The 24,027-nt window shown below is 72.1% G+C and carries 18 protein-coding genes and 4 tRNA genes; 11 read left to right on the top strand and 11 right to left on the bottom strand.

Annotation, left to right across the window (positions count from 1 at the left end; translation table 11 throughout):
- Position 1: 1 nt before the first annotated feature.
- The 5 genes from purL (at position 2) to purM (ending at position 7,336) form a co-directional block, all read left to right on the top strand.
- Entirely contained in the window at positions 2 to 2,251 is a 2,250-nt protein-coding gene (gene purL / locus K304_RS28915) for a phosphoribosylformylglycinamidine synthase subunit PurL (RefSeq protein WP_037790360.1), read from the top strand.
- A gap of 75 nt (positions 2,252 to 2,326) precedes the next feature.
- Positions 2,327 to 3,589 carry a hypothetical protein gene (locus K304_RS0113595; RefSeq protein WP_158687341.1) on the top strand — a complete coding sequence of 421 codons (1,263 nt, stop codon included), beginning with the start codon at positions 2,327 to 2,329 and terminating at the stop codon, positions 3,587 to 3,589.
- A gap of 111 nt (positions 3,590 to 3,700) precedes the next feature.
- Positions 3,701 to 4,498, top strand: coding sequence for a sterol carrier family protein (locus K304_RS0113590; protein WP_027764192.1), 798 nt, complete (start codon positions 3,701 to 3,703; stop codon positions 4,496 to 4,498).
- 106 nt (positions 4,499 to 4,604) lie between these two features.
- Positions 4,605 to 6,173 (top strand): amidophosphoribosyltransferase, encoded by a 1,569-nt coding sequence (gene purF / locus K304_RS0113585; RefSeq protein ID WP_027764191.1) that lies wholly within the window; start codon positions 4,605 to 4,607, stop codon positions 6,171 to 6,173.
- A 71-nt stretch (positions 6,174 to 6,244) separates the two neighbouring features.
- On the top strand, positions 6,245 to 7,336 hold the full coding sequence (gene purM, locus K304_RS0113580) for a phosphoribosylformylglycinamidine cyclo-ligase (protein ID WP_027764190.1): 1,092 nt from the start codon (positions 6,245 to 6,247) through the stop codon (positions 7,334 to 7,336).
- A gap of 144 nt (positions 7,337 to 7,480) precedes the next feature.
- Here purM and K304_RS0113575 read toward each other — a convergent pair whose 3' ends face one another.
- Complete coding sequence (locus K304_RS0113575) at positions 7,481 to 7,741, bottom strand: DUF3073 domain-containing protein (RefSeq protein WP_027764189.1); 261 nt, start codon at positions 7,739 to 7,741, stop codon at positions 7,481 to 7,483.
- Between the two features lie 384 nt (positions 7,742 to 8,125).
- Positions 8,126 to 9,220, bottom strand: coding sequence for a Glu/Leu/Phe/Val dehydrogenase dimerization domain-containing protein (locus K304_RS0113570; protein ID WP_027764188.1), 1,095 nt, complete (start codon positions 9,218 to 9,220; stop codon positions 8,126 to 8,128).
- Positions 9,221 to 9,405: 185 nt separating this feature from the next.
- Between K304_RS0113570 and K304_RS0113565 the strand changes: the two genes are divergently transcribed.
- The gene (locus tag K304_RS0113565; RefSeq protein ID WP_027764187.1) at positions 9,406 to 10,284 is read left to right on the top strand and encodes a DUF8083 family protein; all 879 of its coding nucleotides are present in this window, start codon (positions 9,406 to 9,408) and stop codon (positions 10,282 to 10,284) included.
- A gap of 450 nt (positions 10,285 to 10,734) precedes the next feature.
- The gene (bldC, locus tag K304_RS0113560; RefSeq protein ID WP_003949541.1) at positions 10,735 to 10,941 is read left to right on the top strand and encodes a developmental transcriptional regulator BldC; all 207 of its coding nucleotides are present in this window, start codon (positions 10,735 to 10,737) and stop codon (positions 10,939 to 10,941) included.
- A 350-nt stretch (positions 10,942 to 11,291) separates the two neighbouring features.
- Here bldC and K304_RS28910 read toward each other — a convergent pair whose 3' ends face one another.
- The 3 genes from K304_RS28910 to hrpA form a co-directional block, all read right to left on the bottom strand.
- The gene (locus tag K304_RS28910) at positions 11,292 to 11,477 is read right to left on the bottom strand and encodes a DUF6274 family protein (RefSeq protein ID WP_037790357.1); all 186 of its coding nucleotides are present in this window, start codon (positions 11,475 to 11,477) and stop codon (positions 11,292 to 11,294) included.
- 438 nt (positions 11,478 to 11,915) lie between these two features.
- A tRNA-Asp gene (locus K304_RS0113550) sits at positions 11,916 to 11,990 on the bottom strand.
- Positions 11,991 to 12,107: 117 nt separating this feature from the next.
- Positions 12,108 to 16,229: an ATP-dependent RNA helicase HrpA gene (gene hrpA / locus K304_RS0113545; protein WP_027764186.1), complete on the bottom strand. Its 4,122-nt coding sequence runs from the start codon at positions 16,227 to 16,229 to the stop codon at positions 12,108 to 12,110.
- Between the two features lie 143 nt (positions 16,230 to 16,372).
- Here hrpA and K304_RS28905 point away from each other — a divergent pair, with 143 nt between their 5' ends.
- Positions 16,373 to 17,545, top strand: coding sequence for a hypothetical protein (locus K304_RS28905; RefSeq protein WP_051308426.1), 1,173 nt, complete (start codon positions 16,373 to 16,375; stop codon positions 17,543 to 17,545).
- A gap of 143 nt (positions 17,546 to 17,688) precedes the next feature.
- Here the strand turns inward: K304_RS28905 and K304_RS0113535 are convergent, their stop codons facing one another.
- Entirely contained in the window at positions 17,689 to 18,216 is a 528-nt protein-coding gene (locus K304_RS0113535; RefSeq protein ID WP_027764185.1) for a DinB family protein, read from the bottom strand.
- Positions 18,217 to 18,359: 143 nt separating this feature from the next.
- Between K304_RS0113535 and K304_RS33355 the strand changes: the two genes are divergently transcribed.
- Positions 18,360 to 18,530: a hypothetical protein gene (locus K304_RS33355; RefSeq protein ID WP_158687340.1), complete on the top strand. Its 171-nt coding sequence runs from the start codon at positions 18,360 to 18,362 to the stop codon at positions 18,528 to 18,530.
- Here K304_RS33355 and K304_RS32130 read toward each other — a convergent pair.
- Positions 18,502 to 19,575 (bottom strand): NAD(P)-binding domain-containing protein, encoded by a 1,074-nt coding sequence (locus K304_RS32130; RefSeq protein WP_078529049.1) that lies wholly within the window; start codon positions 19,573 to 19,575, stop codon positions 18,502 to 18,504. The two genes, K304_RS33355 and K304_RS32130, sit on opposite strands and share 29 nt — an antisense overlap.
- A 174-nt stretch (positions 19,576 to 19,749) precedes the next feature.
- Here K304_RS32130 and K304_RS0113520 point away from each other — a divergent pair, with 174 nt between their 5' ends.
- Both K304_RS0113520 and K304_RS28895 read left to right on the top strand, forming a co-directional pair.
- Positions 19,750 to 20,556, top strand: a complete 807-nt coding sequence (locus K304_RS0113520) for a VOC family protein (protein WP_027764184.1) — start codon at positions 19,750 to 19,752, stop codon at positions 20,554 to 20,556.
- Positions 20,557 to 20,840: 284 nt separating this feature from the next.
- Entirely contained in the window at positions 20,841 to 21,560 is a 720-nt protein-coding gene (locus K304_RS28895; protein ID WP_051308425.1) for a hypothetical protein, read from the top strand.
- A gap of 179 nt (positions 21,561 to 21,739) precedes the next feature.
- Here the strand turns inward: K304_RS28895 and K304_RS0113510 are convergent.
- From K304_RS0113510 to K304_RS28890, 4 genes are all read right to left on the bottom strand, one after another.
- Positions 21,740 to 21,813 (bottom strand) — tRNA-Phe (locus K304_RS0113510).
- A gap of 4 nt (positions 21,814 to 21,817) precedes the next feature.
- Positions 21,818 to 21,892 (bottom strand) — tRNA-Asp (locus K304_RS0113505).
- 43 nt (positions 21,893 to 21,935) lie between these two features.
- Positions 21,936 to 22,008: transfer RNA gene (locus tag K304_RS0113500), tRNA-Glu, on the bottom strand.
- A gap of 115 nt (positions 22,009 to 22,123) precedes the next feature.
- Entirely contained in the window at positions 22,124 to 23,875 is a 1,752-nt protein-coding gene (locus K304_RS28890) for a metallophosphoesterase (protein ID WP_051308424.1), read from the bottom strand.
- Positions 23,876 to 24,027 lie beyond the last annotated feature (152 nt).

Raw genomic sequence — 24,027 nt, 5'->3', positions numbered from 1 at the left:
CGTGACCCTCGACACCGTCAAGCACGCCGAAGAGACGCCCGAGACGGAACTGCCGTGGGCCGAACTGGGCCTGAAGCAGGACGAGTACGCGCGCGTCCGCGAGATCCTGGGCCGCCGCCCGACCGGCGCCGAACTCGCCATGTACTCGGTGATGTGGTCCGAGCACTGCTCCTACAAGTCGAGCAAGGTGCACCTGCGGCAGTTCGGCGACAAGGCGCCCCAGACCGACGCGCTGCTCGTCGGCATCGGCGAGCAGGCGGGCGTGGTCGACGTCGGCCAGGGCTACGCCGTCACGTTCAAGATCGAGTCGCACAACCACCCGTCGTACGTGGAGCCCCACCAGGGCGCGGCCACCGGTATCGGCGGCATCGTGCGGGACATCATCGCCATGGGCGCGCGCCCGGTCGCGGTCATGGACCCGCTGCGCATGGGTGCCCCCGACCACCCCGACACCAAGCGCGTGCTGCCCGGTGTCGTCTCCGGCATCGGGAGCTACGGCAACTGCCTCGGGCTGCCCAACATCGGCGGCGAAGTCGTCTTCGACGCCTGCTACCAGGGCAACCCGCTGGTCAACGCGCTGTGCGTGGGCGTGATGAAGCACGAGGACATCCACCTCGCGAAGGCCGCCGGCGCGGGCAACAAGGTCATCCTCTACGGCGCCCGCACCGGCGGCGACGGCATCGGCGGCGCCTCGCTGCTCGCCTCCGAGACCTTCGACGACGAGAAGCCGTCGAAGCGTCCCGCCGTCCAGGTCGGCGACCCGTTCCAGGAGAAGCTGCTCATCGAGTGCACCCTGGAGCTGTTCCGCGAGGGCCTGGTCACCGGCATTCAGGACCTCGGCGCGGCCGGTCTGTCCTGCGCCACCAGCGAGCTGGCGTCCAACGGCTCCGGCGGCATGCGCGTCACCCTCGACGACGTGCCGCTGCGCGACTCCTCCCTCTCCCCGGAGGAGATCCTGATGAGCGAGTCCCAGGAGCGCATGTGCGCCGTCGCCGAACCGGCGAAGGTCGAGCGCTTCCTGGAGATCTGCGAGAAGTGGGACGTGACCGCCACCGTCATCGGCGAGGTCACCGACGGCGAGCGGCTGGAGATCTACTGGCACGGCGAGCAGATCGTCGACGTGCCGCCGCGTACCGTCGCCCACGAGGGGCCGGTGTACGAGCGCCCGTACGCACGCCCCGACTGGCAGGACACCCTTCAGGGCGACGACCCGGCGCGGCTCGCCCGCCCCGAGGGCGGCGACGCGCTGCGGCAGGCCGCCCTCGACCTGGTCGGCTCCCCGAACCAGGCGTCGAAGTCCTGGGTCACCGACCAGTACGACCGCTACGTGCTCGGCGACACCGTCCTGGCGCAGCCCGAGGACGGCGGCATGATCCGCATCGACGCGGAGTCGGGTCTGGGCGTCGCCGTGGCGACGGACGGCAACGGCCGGTACGCCAAGCTCGACCCGTACGCGGGCGCGCAGCTCGCGCTCGCGGAGTCGTACCGCAACGTCGCCGCCACCGGTGCCACTCCGCTCGCGGTCACCGACTGCCTCAACTTCGGCTCTCCGGAGGACCCGGCCGCCATGTGGCAGTTCGCGGAGGCGTGCCGCGGGCTCGCCGACGCCTGCCAGGTGCTCGGCACCCCGGTGACCGGTGGGAACGTCTCCCTCTACAACCAGACCGGCGACGCCGCCATCCACCCGACGCCGGTGGTCGGGGTGCTCGGCGTCATCGACGACGTCGCGCGGCGTACGCCGATGGCGTTCGCCGACGAGGGCCACCTGATCTACCTGCTGGGCGAGACGAAGGACGAGTTCGGCGGCTCGGCGTGGTCGCAGGTCGCGCACGGCCACCTCGGCGGCCGGCCGCCGGCGCTCGACCTGGAGCGTGAGCGGCTGCTCGGCGAGATTCTGGTCTCCGCGAGCCGGGACGGCATGATCGACGCCGCCCACGACCTGTCCGACGGCGGACTGGTCCAGGCACTCGCCGAGTCCTGCCTCGAGGGCGGGCGCGGCGCCCGGATCGTCGTGCCGGACGGGATCGACCCGTTCGTCCTCCTCTTCTCCGAGTCGCAGGGCCGCGCGATCGTCGCCGTCCCGCGCAGCGAGGAGGTCCGCTTCAACGACATGTGCGGCGCGCGCGGTCTGCCCGTCGCGCGGATCGGCGTCGTCGACGGCGACGCGATCGACGTCCAGGGCCGGTTCAGCCTCCCCCTGGACGAGCTGCGGGCGCGGCACGAGCGCACCCTCCCGGAGCTGTTCGGCTGACCGCCACCGGCATGTGGGCGAGGGCCCGGGACACCTGAACTCCGGTGTCCCGGGCCCTCGTTGTACGTTGCCTCGGTGGCAGACAGCACATTCCCTACCCGTCGCACCGAGCGCCTGCGCACCCTGACGGTCTGGGTCGCGGTGGGCGCGATCCTGCTCAGCCTGTGGGCGCTGTGGGACTTCTGGGACCGCCGTCATACGATCGACGAGGCCTGCGCCGGTCTCGTCCCCGCCGACGAGGTGCTCGACCTGTCGCTCTCCGGCGGGGACATTGCCGGCGGTCGGCACGAGGGAGCGCGCATCGACCTTGCCGAGGGCTTCCCCCAGGGCTGCGACGTGTTCAGCGGCGCGTCGGCCGATTCGGCCGGGTCGGAGGCGGAGCACCTGCTCTTCTTCACGGCCGAGGTGACGGTGGAGCCGGTCGGCCCGTCGGCGGAGCAGATCTGGGAGGTCGACGCCGCCGGTTCGTTCTCGGGAATCGGAGAGGACGCCTACGCCCGCCAGCCAGTGGGCGACGGCATCGACGGCACGATCGGTGAGGACGACGCCTACGTCCGGCTCGCCTGCACCGGCGGCAGTGGTCGGGGCGAAGGCGTCGAGACGATCACTGCGAAGGCCGTCCTGCGGAACCACTCCTCGTTCGACGCCCGCGAGCAGCTCCGCCAAATGCCCCAGGGCGACCGCGACACGCTCGTGCGGATCGCCGTCGACACGGCGAACAACCTTGCTGAGAGGCTCGGCTGCCGGGATCGGCTGCCCGACCCGCCGGAGCACGTGCCCGGCGTGCGGCTGGAACCAGTGGCCGTCGGGCGGGCCGACGGCACGTGCGCGTGGCTCGCCCGTGCGGACCTTCCGGGCGCGGGCCGGGACTGGCTGCCCGACCAGGCGTACGAGAGCCGTATCGCGGGGGAGGCCTGGAACGAGGAGTGCCTGCTGCGTCTCGGCCCGGAGGCCGCGCGCGAGGCCGTCTCCCGGCACCGCGACGATCCGGACCTGGAGAGCTTCTACGACTCGGTGGAGGTGGACGGCGTCCTCTGGGCGCGCACCGAGAGCTTCTTCGGCGAGCCGGCGCGGCAGGTGGTACTCGACAACGCCGGCGACGGCGTCGTCCGCCCGGAACCCGGTACGGCCGGGCACACCCGTGGCCACATCTGGTGGGCCACGTCGGTGTGCGACGGCGAGCCCGCGATGCACACGCTGACGCTCAGCTGGCCTTACACCCTGGCCGCGCAACGGCACTACGGCGCGGTCTTCCGCGCCTACGTGGACTCCGTGGCCGAGCGTCGTGGCTGCGAGCAGGTCCGTTTCCCGGCCCCCGACACGTTCACCCGTCCCTGAGACCCCCGGTTTCCCCTCGTCCGGCACCCACTACCGGGGAGGGGCACGGCCGGAGGCCGGGGCTCCGTGACCCGCCGCGAAGAGGGCAGCGCGCCGCGTAAGCTCGATCGCATGGCGCCCCCGAAGCTCCGCAGCTACGACCCCCTCCGCGTCCGCAAGGCCCTCACCGCCCAGGTCGAGTCCGTCGCCGCCGCCGCGCACGCCCTCACCGCGGAGCAGTACGCGCAGCCCTCCGGGCTCCCCGGCTGGGACGTGCACCACCTGGTCGTGCACATCGCCGGGCAGATCGACGCGGTGCCGCGCCTCCTCGCGGAACCGGAACCGGACGTCGCCGCGCCCCAGGTGGACCTGTCCACCTGGGCGCTGTCCACCGCCACCCGGGCGAAGGACCTGGACGAGGCGACCCGCGCCGACGCCGCCGCGTCGCGGGACGCCGCCGCCCGCGTCGACGAGGCGGTCGAACAGCTCGAACCCGTGCTGGAGTCCGCCGTGCGCCCGGACCTGCTCCTCCCGCACGGGTTCGGGGCGATGCGCGCGCTGGACTTCACGGTGACCCGCCTCGTGGAGCTGGTGGTGCACACCGACGACCTGGTCCGCGCGACCGGCCACCGGGTGCCGCTGGACCGGCAGGCCCTGGCCGCGACGATCCGTCTGCTGGCGGACGCGCTCGCCGCGAAGGCGCCGGGCCGGGCGGTGGAGGTACGGGTGCCGCCGTTCGCGGTGACGCAGTGCGTGGTGGGCCCCCGGCACACCCGGGGCACGCCGTCCAGCGTGGTGGAGACCGATCCGCTCACGTTCCTGCGGCTGGCGACCGGCCGCACCACGTGGGAGGCGGCGCGGGCCCGCCGCGTGGTGCAGGCGAGCGGCGAGCGCGCCGACCTCTCGCCCCACCTGCCGGTGCTCGGCTAGGCGTACCGGACAGGGCTCGGGCCGGACAGGGCCGCGCGCCCGGGTGTGGGCGGACCCACACCCGCCGGATTCGGCCCACTCCCTCGCCTGGCCTAGACTCGTGGACGTGCCACGTGGTGACGGACGACTCAACCACGACCTGCTCCCCGGCGAGAAGGGTCCCCAGGACGCATGCGGCGTCTTCGGGGTCTGGGCTCCGGGTGAGGAGGTCGCGAAGCTGACCTATTACGGGCTGTACGCGCTCCAGCACCGTGGACAGGAGTCCGCGGGCATCGCGGTGAGCAACGGCTCCCAGATCCTCGTCTTCAAGGACATGGGACTGGTCTCGCAGGTCTTCGACGAGACCTCCCTCGGCTCCCTCAGAGGGCACATCGCCGTGGGCCACGCCCGGTATTCGACGACCGGCGCGTCCGTGTGGGAGAACGCCCAGCCGACGTTCCGCGCCACCGCGCACGGCTCCATCGCGCTCGGCCACAACGGCAACCTGGTCAACACCGCCGAACTGGCGGAGCTGGTCGCGAAGCTCGCCGACGGCCGGAGGGGCGGCCGCGCCACGCAGGTCGCCGCCACCAATGACACCGATCTGGTCACCGCGCTGCTCGCGGGCCAGACCGACGAGAACGGCGACCCCCTCACCGTCGAGCAGGCCGCCCGGCTGGTGCTGCCCAAGGTCCAGGGCGCGTTCTCGTTCTGCTTCATGGACGAGCACACCCTCTACGCCGCCCGCGACCCGCAGGGCATCCGCCCGCTGGTCCTCGGACGGCTGGAGCGCGGCTGGGTGGTCGCCTCCGAGACGGCCGCCCTGGACATCTGCGGCGCCTCGTTCATCCGCGAGATCGAACCCGGCGAGATGATCGCCGTGGACGAGGACGGACTGCGCTCCACGCGCTTCGCGGATGCGAAGCCGAAGGGCTGTGTCTTCGAGTACGTGTACCTGGCCCGCCCCGACACCGACATCGCGGGCCGCAACGTCCACCTCTCCCGCGTGGAGATGGGCCGTCGACTCGCCGAGGAGGCACCGGCCGACGCCGACCTGGTGATAGCGACCCCGGAGTCCGGCATTCCGGCCGCCATCGGCTACGCCGAGGCGAGCGGCATCCCCTACGGCCGCGGCCTGGTCAAGAACTCCTACGTCGGCCGCACGTTCATCCAGCCCTCGCAGACCATCCGGCAGCTGGGCATCCGTCTCAAGCTGAACCCGCTGAAGGAGGTCATCCGCGGCAAGCGCCTGGTCGTCGTGGACGACTCGATCGTCCGCGGGAACACGCAGCGGGCGCTGGTGCGGATGCTGCGCGAGGCGGGCGCCGCCGAGGTCCACGTACGGATCAGCAGCCCGCCCATCAAGTGGCCGTGCTTCTTCGGCATCGACTTCGCCAACCGCGCCGAGCTGATCGCCAACGGGCTCACCGTCGACGAGATCGGCACCTCGCTGGGCGCCGACTCGCTCGCGTACATCTCCCTCGACGGCATGACCGAGGCGACGACGATCGCCAAGCCCAACCTGTGCCGGGCCTGCTTCGACGGCGAGTACCCGATGGACCTGCCCGACCCCGAACTGCTGGGCAAGCACCTGCTGGAGCCCGACGGCGCCGCGGCCCCCGCGCGTACCGACTCGGACGGCGTGAACTCGATGACCGCCGGGGTCGGCGGTGCCGACGCCCTGCGCCGCCCGTGAACGCCGCCCCCGCCGGCCCGACCCGTCCAGACTCCGCACCCCTCACCCGAAACGAGCCGGGAGAACCCGTCATGACCGCCGAGTCCACCGGTGCCGCCGGCGCCGAAGGCGCCAGCTACGCCGCCGCCGGCGTCGACATCGAAGCGGGCGACCGCGCCGTCGACCTGATGAAGGAGTGGGTGAAGAAGGCGCAGCGCCCGGAGTCCCTGGGCGGCCTCGGCGGCTTCGCCGGGCTCTTCGACGCCTCCGTCCTCAAGCGGTACGAGCGGCCGCTGCTCGCGTCCGCCACCGACGGCGTGGGCACCAAGGTCGACATCGCCCGGCGCATGGACATCCACGACTCGATCGGCCACGACCTGGTGGCGATGGTGGTGGACGACCTCGTCGTGTGCGGCGCCGAGCCGCTGTTCATGACCGATTACATCTGCGTCGGCAAGGTCGACCCGCACCGGGTCTCGCAGATCGTCAAGGGCATCGCGGAGGGCTGTGTGCTGGCCGGCTGCGCGCTGGTCGGCGGGGAGACCGCCGAGCACCCGGGCCTGCTGGGCGAGGACGAGTACGACGTCGCGGGCGCGGGCACCGGTGTGGTCGAGGCGGACGCCCTGCTGGGAGCCGATCGCATCCGTTCGGGGGATGCCGTCCTCGCCATGGCGTCGTCCGGTCTTCACTCGAACGGGTACTCGCTCGTCCGCCATGTGCTTTTCGACCGTGCCGGCTGGTCCCTCGACCGGCAGGTGGAGGACTTCGGGCGCACCCTCGGCGAGGAGCTGCTGGAGCCCACCAAGATCTACTCGCTGGACTGCCTGGCGCTGGCCCGCACCACCGAGGTGCACGCCTTCTCGCACGTCACCGGAGGCGGGCTGGCCGCCAACCTGGCCCGGGTGATCCCGGACGGGCTGCACGCCCGCATCGACCGCGCGACCTGGACGCCGGGCCCGGTGTTCGGCCTGGTCGGCGCACTGGGCGGAGTCGCGCGCGCGGAGCTGGAGAAGACGCTGAACATGGGCGTCGGCATGGTCGCCGTCGTCCCGCAGTCCGCGGTCGGCGCCACGTTGAGCACCCTGTCCGCGCGGGGTGTCGACGCCTGGGTGGCGGGCGAGGTGACCGAGCGCGGCGACCGCGCCGAGGCCGTCACCCTGACCGGCGACCACCCCGGAGCCTGACGCGCTCGCGGCCTGTCGGCAGGGGCGGTTCGCCGCTCGGCGGCGGGCAGCACAGAACCCGGTCCGGCGGAGGCCGGACCGGGTGTGTGGCTCAGGGCCGTGGCGCTCGGGGAAGCCGGGCGCCGCTTGCCGCGCGCGTCGTGCTCAGGCGCGACGCCGCTGCGACTCGGAGCGGGAGGACTCGTCGTCCTCGTCGTCCTCGTCGTCGTTGTACAGATCCGCGTACTGTGCGTACGGGTCGTCGTCCAGCTCATCGTCCTCGAACCGCTCGCCGTTCGGCGGCTGCTGGTTCGACGTCGATGCGCCCAGCTCCTCGGCCAGACGCGTGAGGTCCGTCCCACCGCTGTTGTACTTCAGCTGGCGGGCGACCTTCGTCTGCTTGGCCTTGGCCCGGCCGCGCCCCATGGCTCGACCCCCTCAACGACGGGGCTCGACGGCCCCAGAGTCTTGACACGCGTTCATCATTCGGCAGCGGACGTGCGGTCTCTCGAGGGAGAGACCGGTCCGTGTGGCTTCAACGGTACCTGCTTCCGCTGCCGTACGGTACGTCGCCCGCACGGCGCGGCCGCTCGCCGCCTCGCCTGGTGACCCGTTTCCCACTGGTCAACGGGGATTTTACCTTCTGCACATCGCACGACCCGCCCAGGGGTGCGTGAGAAGGCTCTCGCCGGGCCGCCGGGCCGCCGGGCCGCCGGGCCGCCGGGCGGCTCCCCGCCGCCCGGCGGGCACCGGCCGCGACCGCCCGGCACCCACCACCCGCGGGGAGCAGGTGCGGGCGGTCGCGGAGCGTCAGCGGGCCTCCGCCATGCGCTGCTCCGCGATCCGGTCGGCGGCGACGGCCGGCGGCACGTCGTCCCGCGCGGCCCGCTCGAAGATCGCCAGCGTGGTGTCCAGAATGCCCGTCGCCTTTGCCTTGGCACGTGCGAAGTCGAAGCCGTGCAGCTCGTCCGCTACCTGGATCACGCCACCGGCGTTCACCACGTAGTCCGGGGCGTAGAGGATGCCGCGCTGGGCGAGGTCCTTCTCCACGCCCGGGTGGGCGAGCTGGTTGTTGGCGGCACCGCAGACGATCTTCGCGGTGAGCGTCGGGACCGTGGCGTCGTTGAGGGCGCCGCCCAGGGCGCACGGCGCGTACACGTCGAGGCCCTCGGTGTGGATCAGGGTGGCGGTGTCGGCGACCACGGTGATCGAGGGGTGCGCGGCGCGGACCCGCTCGACCGACTCCTCGCGGACGTCCGTGACGACGACCTCGGCGCCGTCCTCGACCAGGTGCCCCACCAGGTGGTGGCCGACCTTGCCGACGCCGGCGATACCGACCCTGCGGCCGCGCAGCGTGGGCTCGCCCCACAGGTGCTGGGCGCTGGCCCGCATGCCCTGGAAGACGCCGAACGCGGTGAGCACGGAGGAGTCGCCGGCGCCGCCGTTCTCGGGGGAGCGGCCGGTCGTCCACTGGTTGGTGCGGGCGACGACGTCCATGTCCTGCACGTAGGTGCCGACGTCGCAGGCGGTGACGTACCGGCCGCCGAGCGACGCGACGAAGCGGCCGTAGGCCTCGAGCAGTTCCTCGGACTTCAGCTTGTCCGGGTCGCCGATGATGACGGCCTTGCCGCCGCCGTGCTCCAGGCCGGCGAGGGCGTTCTTGTACGACATGCCGCGCGACAGGTTCAGCGCGTCGCTGACGGCGTCCGCGTCGGAGGCGTAGGCGTGGAAGCGGGTGCCGCCGAGGGCGGGGCCCAGGGCGGTCGAGTGCACGGCGATCACGGCGCGGAGGCCGCTGTCCCGGTCCTGGCACAGCACGACCTGCTCGTGTCCGCCCTGTTCGGAGCGGAAGAGGGTGTGCAGCACTCCGTCGTCGTTGGCGGAGTGAGGACGTACGTCAGTCACGGTGGTGACTCCTGTAGTCGCGGAGGGGTCGCCCTCCTGAGGGGTGGGAGGAGGGCGATGCTGTCATCTTTCGGCAGCAGGGTACGACCTGTCGGGGCACGGGAGGACCGCCGACGGTGACACGATCGTGTGAGGAAGTCGTCCGCCCCGTCCGGCGGGGGAGCGAAAGACGTGGAGGAGAGAGCGTGCGGCAGAGCCCCGCGGCAGTGATTCCGTACGCGGCCTACCTGCGGGTGTACGAGCCGCTGGCCGCGTTCCCGGAGGCCGAGCGCGCGCACTGGGCGCGCTACGCGCGCCGGAAGAGGCTGCCCACGGCCCAGGACGAGCTGCGGCGCGCGCTCGCCGACCTGCTGCCGGTGCCGCCGGTGGTGGTGCCCGTCCGGGAGAGCGCGGAGGCGTTCGTCACCGACGTCGACGGCGTCACCTGCGTCTGCCCCTGGCGGACCCGGCTGCGCGGCTGGCAGGCCCTGGGTGGGCTCTCCACTCCGGCGGGCCCCCTGGTGCCGCAGATGCCCGGTCCGGTGCTGGACGCCGCCGTCCCGCCCGTCGTGCGGCGGCAGGCGATGGCCGACTACGACCGGTGGCGGGAGCGGAACCCGGACGCCCGGCCGTGGATCCGTTCCGCGCTGTGGCACGTGCCCGTGCGGTGGTTCGCACTCTTCACGGACGAAGAAAGGGAGTTTGCGAAGCCGGAAAGCGGTGAGGAGAGCGGAAGTCAGCAGTCCGTTCTCCGGTACCGGACGCCCATGGTGGAGGCGCGGCGTCGCCTCGCCCGCGGCCTGAAGGTGCTCCGCGAGGAGCTGGAGGACGGACCGCTCGTCGAGGGTCTGGTCGACGTGGGCCGCTGGCTGGAGGAGTTCCATCCGAGGTCACTCGTCGAACTGGATTACGGCGGTCTCGCGCACGTGATCCCCGAGGAGCAGCTCGCCGAGGACCACTCCGCGGCGGACGTGGCGGCAGGCGTCGCGGCGCTGCGCGAGGGGGACGCGGAGGCGGCCAACGAGGCGTACGAGCGGCTGACGGAGCGCTGGCGAGCGGTCCGCGACCTCCAGTTCGCGAACTGACGCCGATCGGGACCAATGTCCTGAACCGGGCTATCGGCACAAGGTGATGGAAAGCACGTTTTCCGGGTCTTGCTCTCAGACCCACTCCTCGTGTCAAAATAGGACAACGAGTCCGGAGGGGGTCCTTCTGTCCCACTAGGGGTAGAAAGATCAGAGTTGCACTCCTTGGTAGGTCTTATGACACCTGACCACCTTGTGACCCATCGTCACAGGGGCGTAACTGTCCGCTATGGCACGGTCCATCGGCATCCGCCGAGGTTGCACGCCTGAGAGGGCAATTCCATCGGTTTGGCCGACGTGGCTGGACAGATGGTGTAGTTGTAGTGCCGAGGACAAGCCGTTCGTCCTATAACCGACTCGACCCGCGCGCGCCATTTCGGGCAACGCGGGTCAAGGTGCAGAATTTAGAGGAAAGAACCGTATGGTTCGGTTCTCCCGAGGAGGCCGCTCATGACCGCTCGCACCCCTGATGCCGAGCCGCTGCTGACCCCGGCTGAGGTCGCCACCATGTTCCGCGTGGACCCGAAGACGGTCACGCGCTGGGCCAAGGCCGGCAAGCTCACGTCGATCCGCACGCTCGGAGGGCACCGCCGCTACCGCGAGGCGGAGGTCCGCGCCCTGCTCGCGGGCATCCCGCAGCAGCGCAGCGAGGCCTGAATCTTCAGGACGGGAAGCGAAATAACCGCATAATCGGGCGTCTTTCGGGTCCCCCACCCGCAGGACGCCAAGCAGTGCGACGACATCGCGCTGGGCTCCGCCGGGCCCAGCGCGATTGCGTTTGCCCTTCCGGGGAACCCGACTCCAGCCTCTGCAGAGGGAGTTGACGGTGCACGCCACCACCTTCCCCGCGCAGTGCAATTGCACATATAAAATCGACGACCCGCCAGGGGTGCGTCAGTTGCACCGCGAGGCCAACATTTTCGGTGAGTCCCGTCACACCACCGGGGTCTTGTCCCCGCCCGGACTCCACGATAGTGGGAACGGCCCGTCGGGCGGGGGTTCTTCCGTCACTTGGTGAAGGGACTTCGGTCCTCTGCACCCTCCAGCGCGAGGCGCAGCAGCCGGTGGCAGACCGGACACTGGCGCGTGGAGTGCCGGTAACGGCTCGCGGCCGCCAGGTGGGCGCGCAGCAGCGCCCGCGTCTCGTGCCGCGCGCGGCGGGGACCGGAGTCGCCGTCCGGAGCTGTCGTCATGGCGCACACCTCCCTGCCACGTTACGTACCGCCCCGGTCGCACCCCGTCAAGCCCCACCCCCTCGCCGGCCGCCCCGCCCGCCCCCTACTGAGACACGGGCTGGGTCCTCCCCGAACTCGGCGTGAGCCCTTCCCACAGAGCGGGAGGGGCGCGGCGAGGGCGGCTGGCACCCGCCGTGGACGTGGAGCCCGCACCCGCCATGGACGTGAGGGGGCGTGGGCGGAGGGCAGGGTCGATGCGCCCGGAAACACTTGCCCGTGATGTGTGGGCCGCGAAGTACGAGTCGTGCCCGCCGTTCGCCGAGAACGCGGCCCGTACATCATGGGTTTCCGGGTCGTCGGCCCGGACCGCAGCCCACGCCCCCGACCCACACCCCAGGCCCGCACACACGACAACGGCCCGCCCCCACAAAGGGAAGCGGGCCACTGCCTGCAACGCGGTCCTGACGGGATTTGAACCCGCGGCCTCCACCTTGACAGGGTGGCGAGCACTCCAAACTGCTCCACAGGACCTGGATGGTTCGCCGACCCGGACCCGGGGCCCGTGCGGCGCGAGCCAGACTCTACCCCAGCTCAGCCCCGCCACGCGAATCCGTTCGGACGACCCCCACCAGGCCCGCCGCAGCGGCCCTAACGCGCCTGCGGCACCGCCGCGTCCACCGCCTTCATGATCCGCTTGTCGGACACCGGATACGCCGTGCCCAGCGCGTGCGCGAAGTAACTGACGCGCAGTTCCTCGAGCATCCAGCGGATGTCGCGGGCCTCCTTCGGCACCGGCCTCCCGGCCGGGAACTGCTCGAGCAGCCACAGGTACTCGTCCCGCATCTCCTGGACCTTCGCCATCCGCGCCCGGTCGCGTTCCGCGTGCTGCGGAAGCTGCTGGAGCCGCCGGTCCGCCGCGACGAGGTACCGCATCAGGTCGGGCAGCCGGCCCGCCCCGTGCTGCGTGACGAAGCCGTCGCAGACCAGCGCGGCCAACTGCTCCCGCACGTCGGTCAGCGAGGCCACCAGCACCGGGCTCGTGATCGAGCGGAGCCGCTGCTCGCACGAGTGCCACGCGGCCAGCACCTGCTGCACCTGCTGGACGGTCCGCAGCGTCGCCTCGACCAGGTCGGCGCGCACCGCGTCGAACAGCTTGCGCCACGCCTCCTCGTCCCAGGCCGGTCCGCCGTGCACGGCGACCAGCCGGTCCGCTGAAGCCCGTACGCAGTCCTCGAAGAGCGCCTGCACGCTGCCGTGCGGGGACCGGGACAGGGCGAGCTTCTGCCGGTTGTCGAGCTGCGACTGGGCGAACTTCGCCGGGTCGGAGGGCAGGTTGAGCAGGATCAGCCGCCGCGTCCCGCGCCACATCGCGGCCTGCTGCTCGTGCACGGTGTCGAAGAGCTGCACGGACACCGAGTCCCCGTCGTCCACCAGCGCCGGGTACGCCCGGACCGGCTGGCCGGCGCGTCGGGTCTCGAAGGTGCGGGGCAGCGTGCCCAGCGTCCACGTCGTCAGGCCGCTGCGCCGTCCGAGCCCCGGCTCGGTGGCCGTCCCGGCGTCCGCAGCGAGGCCCGCCTCGTCACCGTCCCGCCGCCCGGCGCTGCCGTCACGCCCGGCGCCTCCGCCGCCTCCGCCACGCCCGCTACGCCCCTCGCCCCGTCCGCGCCCCCGCGCGGAAGAGTCGAACGCCTTGGACAGCGCCGCCTTCGTCTTCCCCTTCAGCCGCAGCCGCAGCGCCTCCAGGTCCTTGTCCTCGGCCAGCCTGCGGCGGCGCTCGTCGGTCACCCGGAAGGTGATCTTCAGGTGGTCGGGGACCTTCGCACGGTCGAAGTCCTCCTGGGCGATCCGGACGCCCACCATGCGCTGCAGCTCCTGCGCCAGCACCGCCGTCAGCGACCGCTCCAGGGGCGGCCCGCCGTCCGGCCCGTACGCGCCGTCCGGCCCCCACAGGCCGAGGAAGCGCTGCGCGAAGTTCGGCGCCGGCACGTAGTTGCGGCGGATCGGCTTGGGCAGCGACCGGATCAGCTCGGTGACCAACTGCTCGCGCAGGCCGGGGATCTGCCAGTCGAACCCCTCCGACGTCACCTGGTTCAGCACGTGCAGCGGCACGTGCACGGTCACGCCGTCGGCGTCCGTCCCCGGCGCGGCCGTGCCCGGCTCGAACTGGTACGTCACGGGGAAGCGCAGCCGCCCCTGGTGCCACACGTCCGGATAGTCGGCCTCGGTGACCTGCTCCGCCTGCTCGTTGATGAGCATGGACTTCTCGAAGTTCAGCAGGTCCGGCTCGTCCCGGCGCTTCGTCTTCCACCAGGAGTCGAAGTGCGCCCCCGACACGACGTGTTCGGGCACACGCTGGTCGTAGAAGTCGTAGAGCGTCTCGTCGTCGACCAGGATGTCGCGGCGCCGCGCCCGGTGTTCGAGCTCCTCGACCTCCTCCAGAAGCTTCCGGTTCTCGCCGAAGAACTGGTGGTGGGTGCGCCAGTCGCCCTCCACCAGCGCGTTCCGGATGAACAGGTCGCGGCAGGTCTCGGGGTCGATGCGGCCGTAGTTGACCTTGCGCTGCGCGACGAGCGGCACGCCGTACAGCGTGACTCGCTCGTACGCCATGACCGCGGCCTGCTTCTGCTCCCAGTGCGGCTCGCTGTAGGTGCGTTTGACGAGGTGCTGCGCGAGCGGCTCGACCCATTCCGGCTCGATCTTCGCGTTGACCCGTGCCCACAGCCGCGAGGTCTCCACCAGCTCCGCCGACATCACCCAGCGCGGCGGCTTCCGGAACAGCGCGGACCCGGGGAACATCGCGAACTTCGCGCTCCGCGCCCCCAGGTACTCGTTCTTCTCGGTCTCCTTGAGCCCCACATGCGACAGCAGGCCCGCCAGCAGCGACTGGTGCACGGCCGTCGCGTCCACCTCGTCCTTCGGCTCGCCGATCTGGATGCCGAGCTGCTTCACCACCTGTCGGAGCTGGGCGTAGATGTCCTGCCACTCGCGTATGCGCAGGTAGTTGAGGTACTCCGACCTGCACATCCGGCGGAACGCGGACGACGACAGCGCCTTCTGCTGCTCGCGCACGTAGCGCCACAGGTTGAGGAACGCGAGGAAGTCGCTGCCCTCGTCCTTGAAGCGGGCGTGTTGCTGGTCGGCCTGCTGCTGCTTGTCCGACGGCCGTTCGCGCGGGTCCTGGAGGGACAGCGCGGCGGCGATGACCATGACCTCGCGGACACACCCGTTGCGGTCCGCCTCCAGCACCATGCGCGCCAGCCGCGGGTCGACCGGGAGCTGGGCGAGCTGCCGGCCGGTCCTCGTCAGGCGCTTGCGCGGGTCCTTCTGCCGCGCGTCCAGCGCGTGCAGTTCCTCCAGCAGCTGCACCCCGGCCTTGATGCTGCGGTGGTCCGGCGGGTCGATGAAGGGGAACTTCTCGATGTCGCCCAGACCGGCCGCGGTCATCTGGAGGATGACGGAGGCCAGGTTGGTCCGCAGGATCTCGGCGTCGGTGAACTCGGGGCGGGAGAGGAAGTCGTCCTCCGAGTACAGCCGGATGCAGATGCCGTCCGACGTACGGCCGCAGCGGCCCTTGCGCTGGTTGGCGCTGGCCTGCGAGACGGCTTCGATGGGAAGGCGCTGCACCTTGGTGCGGTGGCTGTAGCGCGAGATGCGGGCGGTGCCCGGGTCGATCACGTACTTGATGCCGGGGACGGTCAGCGACGTCTCCGCGACGTTGGTGGCGAGAACGATGCGGCGTCCGGAATGGCGCTGGAAGACGCGGTGCTGCTCGGCGTGCGAGAGGCGCGCGTACAGCGGCAGCACCTCGGTCTGTCTCAGCTTCTTCTTGTTCAGCGCGTCGGCGGTGTCGCGGATCTCGCGTTCGCCGGAGAGGAAGACCAGCACGTCGCCGGGGCCCTCGGCCTGGAGCTCGTCGACGGCGTCGCAGATCGCGGTGACCTGGTCGCGGTCCTTCTCGTCGGAGTCCTCCTCCAGCAGCGGCCGGTACCGCACCTCCACCGGGTACGTGCGGCCGCTGACCTCGACGATCGGGGCGTCGCCGAAATGGCGGGAGAACCGCTCGGGGTCGATGGTCGCGGAGGTGATCACGACCTTGAGATCGGGGCGGCGGGGCAGGAGCTGCGCGAGGTAGCCGAGGAGGAAGTCGATGTTGAGGCTGCGTTCGTGCGCCTCGTCGATGATCAGGGTGTCGTACTGGCGCAGCTCGCCGTCGGTCTGGATCTCGGCCAGCAGGATGCCGTCCGTCATCAGCTTGACCAGCGTGTGGTCCTTCACCTGGTCGGTGAAGCGGACCTTCCAGCCCACCGTCTCGCCCAGCGGCGACTTCAGCTCCTCCGCCACGCGCTCCGCGACCGTGCGGGCCGCGATGCGGCGCGGCTGGGTGTGACCGATGGTGCCGCGCAGGCCGCGGCCCAGCTCCAAGCAGATCTTCGGGATCTGCGTGGTCTTGCCGGAACCCGTCTCACCGGCGACGATCACGACCTGGTGGTCGCGGATCGCCTCCAGGATCGCGCCCTTCTTCTGGCTGACCGGGAGCTGCTCGGGGTAGGTGATCGCCGGCACCGCGTCCCGGCGGGAGGCGACCCGCAGCTCGGAGACGTCCATCGCGTCCGCGATCTCGCGGAGCACGGCGTCCCGCGCCTCCGGCTTGCGGATGCGGCGCGCGCCGTCGAGACGGCGCCCCAGCCGCTGCTGGTCGCGCAGCATCAGCTCGGGCAGGCGCTCCAGCAGGGCGGGGAGCGTCGGGGCGGCGGCAGGAGATCTGGACATACGGACCCCAGGATCGCACCTCGCGGATTCGGGTGGCGAATCAATTCCGGGCCGCAGCCCCCCGCGCGGCGCCGCCGCGTCCCCGCAGAACCGCTCCCTGCCGCTACCGGAACATCCCGTAGATCCCCTTTACGGTGATCCGGGTGAGCGACGAGGAGCGGGACGCGGCGGGGACACCGGAGGACCCGGACGGTGCGGGTGCGCCGGAGGCACGGAAGGAACCGGCGACGCCGGGAGGGCCGGGAGCGCCGGAGGAAGCTGGAACGCCGGGGGCACGGCGGGGCCCGCGCGGCTGGTGGGCGGCGTTCCGCGCGTCCCCCTTCCTCCCGGCCGTGGTGATCTCGCTGATCGTGGCCGCCGGGGCCGGCCTCTTCGCCGGCTCCTACACCTACGCCATGGCCGACCCCGCCCCGCGTCACGTCCCCACGGCCGTCGTCGGCGAGGCCGACCCGGGCGTGCGGCGTACCGCTTTCGTCCGTGCCCTGGAGCAGCGGCTCGACTCCTCGCTCACCCTGCACCGACTCCCCTCCTACGACGCGGCGCGCAGCGCGATGAAGGCGCAGGAGGTCTTCGCGATCATCCGGCTCTCCCGCGAGCGGGGCGTCGAGCTGGACGTGGCGGGCGCCGCCGGCTCGTCCGTGGCGCTGCTGCTGCGGGAGGCCGGGCCCAAGGCGGGAGACGCCGTCGGCGTCCCGGTCCGGGTGCGGGATCTCCATCCGCTCCAGCCCGGCGACCCGCGCGGCCTCGCGCTCTTCTACATCTCCCTGGCCGCCGTGATCATCGGCTTCGTCGGCGCCATCCAGCTCGGCGTCCACGCCAAGGCCCTGGACCCGGCCGAACGCATCGCCTTCACCGCCGGGTACGCGGTGCTCGGCGGCTTCACCATCGCCGCCGTCGTCGACTGGCTGCTCGCCGCGGTGCGCCTGCCGTTCGCGCACGCGTGGCTGATCCTCTCCCTGACGATGTTCACGTCCGGCATGGTCTTCACGATGTTCCAGGCCCTCTTCGGCCGCTGGGCGGTCCTCCCCACCTGGGGCCTGATGGTGCTCCTCGGCAACCCCTCCTCCGGAGGCGCGGTGTCCTGGCCCCTGCTGCCGTCCCCGTTCGGTACCGTCGGCCGCTGGCTCCCGCCCGGCGCCTCCGTCAACGCCCAGCACACGGCCGTCTACTTCCCCGGCACCCTCCATCCGCAGCCGTACGCCTGCCTGGCCGCCTGGTCCCTCGTCTCCTGCACCGTCTTCTGGCTGCATCGCCACCGCCACCCCGGCGGCCGCGCCCGACGCCCGGCGCAGGGGCGGCCGTCCGTGCCGGCGTGACGGGGGCTCACCGCCCGGAGCGTTCCCGGCCCCAGCCGCGGCCGGGGCCTCCTTGCACGGGACCGGTGCGGGTGTCCTGCTGCGGCATCCGACGGAAGTCGTATCCGCACGAGCGGCACTGCATCACGGTGTCGGTGCTCGTCTCACGTCCCCGTGGCGCCGTCGAGGCGTTCGCGGAGCAGGTCGGCGTGGCCGTTGTGGCGGGCGTACTCCTCGATCATGTGGACCAGGATCCAGCGCAGGGAGACCTTGGCGTCACCGCCGAGGTGCGCGGCCTCCGCGGCGGACAGCGTGCCGCAGTCGTCCAGCGACGCGTCGGCGATCGCGGCGCGGCTCCGTGCGACCTCCGCGCGCCAGACGGCCAGCGCCTCGTCGATCCCCCGACCGGCCGACAGCGTGAAGCCGTGCGGACCTTCCTCGTACACCCGGTCCACCGGAGAGCCGGCGAACACCCGCTGGAACCAGTTTCGTTCGACCTCCGCCAGGTGCTGGACCAGACCCAGCAGCGTCATGGACGACGGCTCCACGGAGGCACGCCGGAGCTGCGCGTCGTCCAGACCGGCGCACTTCAGCGGCAGGGTCCCCCGGTGAAAGTCCAGCCAGCTCTCCAGCGTGGCCCGTTCGTCGGCCCGCGGCGGCGGGACGGCACGTCCGTCCGGCATCGTCGTCATGCCACCACGCTCGCACGGACCACTGACACCGGAGGGGTGCCGTGAGGTCTCCCTCCCCGGTCTCCGCCTCTCCGTACTCCGGCGGAGTGCGGGTGAGTACGGCGACTCAGGCCCCGGGGCGCCGAGCGGCGTTGGATGGGCGCATGACCGGGACGACCGCCCCGCACACCCCCGGTTGGCCTTCTCGTCCCGAGCTGGCCCTGCCCCGGCAGCGGTGTTTCACCGCGCTCCGGGTGCTGGTGTCGGTCCTGGCGCCGGTCGCGGTCGTCGTGCTGTACCTCGTCTTCAGCGCCCTCGTCCGGTGGCCGGCGTGACGACCCCCGCCCGCCGCCTGCGGGCGGGCGGCGGCTCCGCGCCGAAGACCCACGGGGCGAGGACGAGTTCGGACCCGTCGGGGTCCCGGAAGGTGACGGCGTCGTTGAGGGTCCAGTAGCGGTTCTGCCCGACCGGCTCGTGACCGGCGTCCGTCAGCCGGCCGACGACGGCGTCCCTGGCCGCCCGGCCCGGGAAGTACAGCACCAGCTGTTCGTGCGGACGAGCGCCCGGCAACGACCCGTCTCCCGGCAGCAGTTCGTACGTCGCCGCCGTGCCCGGCAGCCCGAAGATCGCCACCCCGTGCCCGTCCGGACCGTCCTCGGCCAGGTGGACCACGGGAAGGCGGACGACGTCGCGGTAGAAAGCCACCGCCTCCGCGTACCGGCGCGAGCGCCGTGCCGTACGCGCCGCCGCCACGGTCGCCGTGTCCGCCTCCGGCACCACGCGAACGTTGAAGGCGTGCGAGCCCAACGCCCCGGCCACGCCCAGGAAGAGCAGCGCGAGGTGTTCCTGACCACGTGCCGTGCCGATGCCGCCGAGGTCCAGGAGGGACGTCTCCGGCCAGCCGAGATCGTGCAGCAGCCCGCCGACGACTTCCTTCGCACCGGCGTCGTCGCCGGACAGGAACACCGTGGACGGTCCGCTCAGCCCGCCCGGATCGCGCATCACCGAAGCGGTCACCGTGCACAGCGTCTTGACCACCCGGAGCGCCGGATGCGCGGCCTGGAGCCGTTCGCCCAGAGACACGCCGGGATGGGCGAGGGCGCCGTCCGGCGTGAAGCCGATGCCGACGTCCACCAGCACCGTGCCGGCCCGCACCTCCCCGGCGAGCGACGCGAGCACCGCTTCCGACTCCGTGCCGGGCGTCGCGTTCACCAGCACCTCACCGTGCGCCGCTGCCCCGGCGAGCGACCGTACGTCCGGCCCGGCGTTCCCGCGTTCCGCCGGGGCCCGCGACCCCAGCACCACCTCGTGCCCGGCCGCCGCCCATCCCCCTCCCAGCGCCCGCGCGACGTTCCCCGTCCCCAGAATCCCGATCCGCATGCGCCCGAACCTACGCAGCCCCCGCCGCCCGCCGGATCGGCCCGGAGACCGGTTCTGCCGGCACCCGGACGTAGGCCCGCCGACGGAGGCGGGGTCGTCGGCGTGCGAGGGCGCCGGGCCGTGGCTAGCGTGAAAGGAGGGGGGAGCCCCTCGATACGGAAAGAGCGCAGAGTGATGGCCGTACGACCGGAAGGCACCCCCTGCTGGGCCGACGCGATGTTCGACGACGTCGATGCGGCGAAGCGCTTCTACGGCGACGTGCTGGGCTGGACGTTCGCCGCACCCGACCCGCGGTTCGGCGACTACGCGCAGGCGTACGCCGACGGCAAGGCCGTCGCCGCCGTCTCGCCCACCATGCCCGGCATGGAAGGCGGCGCCGGCGCCTGGTGCCTGTACCTCGCCTCGCCCGACCTCGACGCGACCGCGCAGAAGGTGCGGGACGCGGGCGGCGAGGTGCTGATGGGGCCGATGGACGTCGGCGACTTCGGCGGGATGCTGCTCGTCCGCGACCCGGGCGGCGTCGTCTTCGGCGTCTGGCGGGCCGGCACGCACCAGGGCTTCGACGCCGAGGCCGTCCCCGGCGCGTACTGCTGGGCGGAGGTCAACACCCGGGAGGCGCCGGCGGCCGACACCTTCTTCTCCCGCGTCTTCCCGTACCGCGTACGGCACGTGGAGGACACCGGAGGCATGGACTTCAACGTCTACGCACTCGGCGAGGACGCCGTCCTCGGCCGGATGAAGATGAACGCCGAGGACTTCCCGCCCGAGGTCCCGCCCTACCTCAACGTCTACTTCACCGTGCCGGACTGCGACGACGCCGTCGCGAGGGCGACCGAGAGCGGCGGGAGGCTCCACTTCGGCCCCGTGGACACGCCGTTCGGCCGCTTCGCCTCCCTCGGAGACCCGCAGGGCGCGGCGTTCTCCGTCATCGACATCACCACGACGGAAGGCGAGATGCCGAAGATCACCGACGTGTCCTGACACGGCCCGCGTGAGCGCGGCAGCGATCCTGCCCCTTCACGCGGGGAGCGGCCGAAAACCGTCGAGATGATCCCCTGCCGGACGTGTCCGGCAGGGGATCACCGTTGTCCGACGCGTCCGACGCGTCCGACGGTCCGGAGCGACGGCTCCGAGCAGAGGCGCCCGGGCGGAGCGGGCGTGTCTGACGTCTGGTCATGGTGTGGGGCCGGTGCTTGACTCTGCGGCGGCGGGGGCGCCGTCCAGGCCGTCCGCCGGTCCGTCGTCCCCCACCGCACGGAGAAGCCTTGAGACTCCTCGCACTCGCCCGCGCCGTCGCCGTCACCGTCCTGGCCGCGTCCTCGGTCCTGGTCGCCGCGCCCGCCTCCCCCGCAGCCGGGCCGGACACCCAGGACGCGCCCGAAAAGGTCGCGCGCCCGCTGGCCGCCGACCCGATCAACGTCTACCCGCCCATCCAGGGACCGTCCATCTGGGACCGGTTCGGCCAGACCCCGCCGTCCTCGCACCACCGGGTCTTCTCCAACTGGGGCTACCTGAACGACTGGTCGGTGGACATCTACCAGAATCCGGGAGCCACGGTCGTCTCGCCGTTCGGCAGCAAGACGGCGTCGGGCAGCCCGGTGTCGGTCCGCGTGGTCACCGTCACCCCGGGCTGCGCCACCGGGAACCTGGCCGACGGCGGCTGGCGCATCGGCCTGGAGGCCCGCAACGACGCCACCGGCGCGGTGGTCGGACGGGCGGACGTGATGCACGTCGACCGCAAGCCGGACACCATCGCGGTCGGCGCGACGGTCGGCCCGTGGACCAAGCTCGGCGAGACGGGCCGGTTCCGGTACTCCTCCTGCTACCAGGTGAACGGCGACACCGGCGCGCACATCCACCTGGAGGTCATCAACAAGACCCGCTACGCCTGCTACATCCCCCGCGCCGCGGGCACGGGACTGGGCGACGAGACGGCCGTTGGGCGCGTCGGCACGGAGAACAGCGGGCCGCAGCAGTCCTGCTGAGCGATCACCCTGCCGTCGTCGTCGGCCCCTGGCAGCGGACCCCAGCCGTTCCGCTGCCAGGGGCGTGCCCGGACGGCGGAGAATCCGATGGCCGCACTGAGGTCGGCCGGTGATGTCACCTCACGAGAAAACCCCCTGCCGGACGTATCCGGCAGGGGGTTTTCCCTGTTCACGCGGTGTGGCTGGGGCCGGGGTCGAACCGGCGACCTTCCGCTTTTCAGGCGGACGCTCGTACCAACTGAGCTACCCAGCCACAGCGGTCCTGACGGGATTTGAACCCGCGGCCTCCACCTTGACAGGGTGGCGAGCACTCCAAACTGCTCCACAGGACCAAGCTCGTGCTGTGCGGGAACCAGTCTCGCACAGGGTGGTGCGTGCCCCCAACGGGATTCGAACCCGTGCTACCGCCTTGAAAGGGCGGCGTCCTGGGCCACTAGACGATGAGGGCTGATGACCCACCTGGGCGCTTCGCAGCGCGTCGGGGACGTGAGAAGCATATGGGATGGCGGGACGGAACGCCAAAACGGATTCCCGTACGACCGTGGTCGGTGGAACGCCGCAGGTCACGGCGCCGCCTCCCGGGTGGGGGCGCCGGTGGTGGGCGGGACGCCGGGTGCGGGGCTCCCCGGGCTGGGCGTGCCGGGCGGCTCGCCCGGCACCGAAGGCGACGGCGAGGGGGAGGAGGGGGACGGTGTGGGCTCCGGCGGGTTCACGTCGCCGGGCAGGTGCCGGCTGACCTCGGCCTTGGAGAGCCCGAGCCCGCCGAGCGTGATCGAGTCCCAGGCCTGGAGCTGGTCGGTCTCCTCGTCCAGGTAGAGCACGGTGGCCTGCACCTGCTGCGGGTCGTCGTCCTCGACGGCGCGGAGGCCGCCGCCGCCCGTGGTGCCCTCGACCATCAGGCGGGTGCCGTCGTCGAGGATCTCGTTGCTGCGCTTGTGGGTGTGGCCGGCGAGGGCGAGCGGCACCTCGCCGTCGGTCTCGGCGGCGGCGACCGGGTTGTGCATCACGGCGATGTCCACGGGGGTGTCCTGAGCAGCCTGCTTGCGGAGTGCGAACGCCAGCTCACGCCCGGCGGCGCGTTCCGCCGGGTCGCCCTCGGGGACGACGGAACGGTCGGGGGTGAACTGCGGGTCGCCCATGCCGGCGATGCGGACGCCCGCGACGGTCACGGCGACGCCGTTGTCCAGCACGTACACGCCGTCGCCCAGCTCGGCCATGGCCGCCTGCGTCTCGATGGAGTCGTGGTTGCCGCGCACCCACACGTAGGGGGCGCCGAGGTCGGGGACGGGGTCGAGGAAGTAGTTCTCGGCCGCGGTGCCGTGGTCCATGGTGTCGCCCGCGTCGACGATGACGTCGATGTCGTACTGCTCGACCAGGGAGCGCACGACGCTCCACGCGATCGGGTTGAGATGGATGTCGGAGACGTGCAGCACGCGCGTGGTGTTCGGCGACGGCTGGTAGGCGGGCAGGGTGGAGGTCGCCTCGTAGAGCTTGGTGACGTTGGTGACCAGCCGGGCCAGTTCCTCCTGGTAGGCGCCGAAGTCCGTGACGATGCTGCGGGCGCTGCCCACCACGGACGGCGCGCTGGCGAGCAGGCCGGAGAACTTCGGCTCCAGCACCGACTTCGGGTTCCACGTCGCGAGCGCCGTGACGCCGGAGGTGGCGAGCAGCGCGAGAGCGAGTCCGCCCGCGGCCAGGGCGCGGCGCGGACGCCGGTAGACGGCCAGGCCCAGCACCGTGGAGCCGAGCACCACGGCGACGACCGTGCGGACGGCGACGTCGAGCACGCCGTCCTGCACGTCGGTGGTGATCTCGTTCTCGAGGCCGTTGATGCGTTCCGGGTGGCTGACGAGGGCGGTGGACCGTACGGGGTCGAGCTGGTCGACGTTCACGTCGAGGCGGAGCGGCGCGTGATGGCTGTCCAGCTCCAGGGAGCCGAGCGGCGACACGTTGATCTTCGTGCCGCCGGAGAGCGAGGGGCGCAGGGTCATCGTGGTGTCCATCGGCCCGACGTCGGTGCGCACGTTTCCCACGATCAGCAGGCCCAGCCAGGCCCCCAGGAGGGTGACGGCGACCAGGCCGCCCGCACGCTTCCAGCGCTGCGCGGGGCGCCCCTCCCGGGACAGCCCCGCACCCTGCGGGGGCTGCGCCGCTCCGTCGGCGGCCGCGGCGCCGTGGCCGTTGCGTGGACGTCTCACCCACCGCCGTACGCGTGCGGCGGCGGCGCGCCCGGCGCGCCCGGCACGGGAGAGAGCGGCTCCCGGCGATCGGAACGGACGGCGGGTCGGACGGTGCCGTTCTTCACGCGCGGCCATGGAGCCCCCTATGCCCTGGACGCAGGAGATTCATGCAGAACAGGGGCATTGAACACCACCCGGTGCGGCATGGGCGATACGTGCGCCGGGTCACGTCGTGCCAAAACGGTTCCCTCGCCGGTGTCCCGGGACGTGTGCGGACCGGGGGCGGA

Source organism: Streptomyces sp. CNS606 (genome assembly GCF_000426325.1).
The sequence above is the reverse complement of the archived record's forward strand: the minus strand, read 5'-3'. Positions and strand labels throughout refer to the sequence as shown.

Excerpts from the sequence above, each read along its gene's own strand:
- K304_RS28910 (WP_037790357.1), bottom strand. The coding sequence starts at position 11,477 with ATGACGACAGCTCCGGACGGCGACTCCGGTCCCCGCCGCGCGCGGCAC.
- K304_RS0113535 (WP_027764185.1), bottom strand. The coding sequence starts at position 18,216 with ATGACGACGATGCCGGACGGACGTGCCGTCCCGCCGCCGCGGGCCGAC.
- K304_RS0113520 (WP_027764184.1), top strand. The coding sequence starts at position 19,750 with ATGGCCGTACGACCGGAAGGCACCCCCTGCTGGGCCGACGCGATGTTC.
- hrpA (WP_027764186.1), bottom strand. The coding sequence starts at position 16,229 with ATGTCCAGATCTCCTGCCGCCGCCCCGACGCTCCCCGCCCTGCTGGAG.
- purM (WP_027764190.1), top strand. The coding sequence starts at position 6,245 with ATGACCGCCGAGTCCACCGGTGCCGCCGGCGCCGAAGGCGCCAGCTAC.
- K304_RS33355 (WP_158687340.1), top strand. The coding sequence starts at position 18,360 with ATGACCGGGACGACCGCCCCGCACACCCCCGGTTGGCCTTCTCGTCCC.
- K304_RS28890 (WP_051308424.1), bottom strand. The coding sequence starts at position 23,875 with ATGGCCGCGCGTGAAGAACGGCACCGTCCGACCCGCCGTCCGTTCCGA.
- K304_RS0113575 (WP_027764189.1), bottom strand. The coding sequence starts at position 7,741 with ATGGGGCGCGGCCGGGCCAAGGCCAAGCAGACGAAGGTCGCCCGCCAG.
- K304_RS32130 (WP_078529049.1), bottom strand. The coding sequence starts at position 19,575 with ATGCGGATCGGGATTCTGGGGACGGGGAACGTCGCGCGGGCGCTGGGA.
- K304_RS0113590 (WP_027764192.1), top strand. The coding sequence starts at position 3,701 with ATGGCGCCCCCGAAGCTCCGCAGCTACGACCCCCTCCGCGTCCGCAAG.
- bldC (WP_003949541.1), top strand. The coding sequence starts at position 10,735 with ATGACCGCTCGCACCCCTGATGCCGAGCCGCTGCTGACCCCGGCTGAG.